At 54.4% G+C, this 605-nt stretch carries 1 protein-coding gene and 1 pseudogene; both read left to right on the forward strand.

All coding sequences use genetic code 11. The annotated features are described in order from the left end of the window. The coding region (locus SOP85_RS31055) for an IS3 family transposase (protein ID WP_323629414.1) at positions 1 to 86 on the forward strand (86 nt) is incomplete at its 5' end. Between the two features lie 161 nt (positions 87 to 247). Then, positions 248 to 605 (forward strand): annotated as a pseudogene (locus SOP85_RS31060) (hypothetical protein); the annotation flags it as partial.

Here is a 605-nt window from a genome sequence, read left to right on the forward strand (position 1 = left end):
ACATCCATTACTACAACCATGACCGAATCAAGGCAAAACTTGGCGGACTGAGTCCTGTGGAATACAGAACCCGATCCGTTGGCTAGCGACAAAGACCGTCCAACATTTGGGGGTCAGTTCAATTTGTAGGAGCCGGCTTGCCGGCGAAGGCGGTCTTGAATTTTGTGTTGGGCTTGAGGGACCCTTCGCTGGCAAGCCAGCTCCTACAAAAAAATCGTGGCATTGCCTGGGATTTGTAGGAGCCGGCTTGCCGGCGAAGGCGGTTTTGAATTTTGTGTTGGGCTGGCGGGACTCTTCGCTGGCAAGCCAGCTCCTACAAAAAAAAATCGTGGCATTGCACAGGATTTGTAGGAGCCGGCTTGCCGGCGAAGGCGGTCTGGAATTTTGTGTTGGGCTTGAGGGACCCTTCGCTGGCAAGCCAGCTCCTACAAAAACATCGTGGCATTGGCCGGGATTTGTAGGAGCCGGCTTGCCGGCGAAGGCGGTCTGGAATTTTGTGTTGGGCTTGAGGGACCCTTCGCTGGCAAGCCAGTCCTACAAAAACATCGTGGCATTGCACGGGACTTGTAGGAGCCGGCTTGCCGGCGAAGGTGGTTTTGAATTTT

Origin of the sequence: Pseudomonas sp. YuFO20, assembly GCF_035064975.1 — a bacterium.
GTDB lineage: Bacteria > Pseudomonadota > Gammaproteobacteria > Pseudomonadales > Pseudomonadaceae > Aquipseudomonas > Aquipseudomonas putida_AE.